1 protein-coding gene is annotated in these 630 nt (G+C 50.5%); it reads right to left on the reverse strand.

Going from position 1 to position 630, the window contains the following annotated elements:
• A partial coding sequence (locus R8O11_RS28820) for an ATP-binding protein (protein ID WP_318195070.1) occupies positions 1–630 on the reverse strand: 630 nt, incomplete at both ends.

Below are 630 nucleotides of genomic sequence, written 5' to 3' on the forward strand. Positions count from 1 at the left end.
CTCCCAGTGGGCTGCGGCTCGCGACTATCGTACCGCTGTGCTGACGAATCGCACTTTCGGTGATGGTTAACCCTAATCCTGTGCCGCCAGAGTGACGATCACGAGCAGTAGACACACGATAAAATGGACGGAAAATCGCTTCTAACTCTTCATCCGGCACACCATCACCGTTGTCATCGACGGTAATCGTCAGTGTGTCAGTCTTGTCTTGAATGTCTATCTGCACTTCATCTTTTCCGTAATAAATCGCGTTGCGGATGATGTTTTCTACCGCGCTCATCAACAGTTTTGGGTTGCCTGAGATATGTCGCTCAGGGATCTCTGAATAGCGGAGTGTTTTACCCATTTGCTCGGCTTCAAACTGCGCATCTTTAATGATCTCTTCCCACAAACTTTCTATTGGCTGTGTCTCGCGTGTCATGTGGCTGTTCACCTGCATGCGCGAGAGCTCAAGCAATTCGCTGATCATCTGCTCAAGGCGCTGCGCTTCGGTATCAATGCGAACCAATTCAGGGCTGTCACCCTGTTTGCGCGTTGCTAATGCACTGGCCATGCGCAAGCGAGTGAGTGGCGAGCGTAATTCGTGAGAAATGTCCGACAGTAAACGCTGCTGACCTGAAATCATCTGAT

Source organism: Vibrio sp. 1288 (assembly GCF_033344475.1).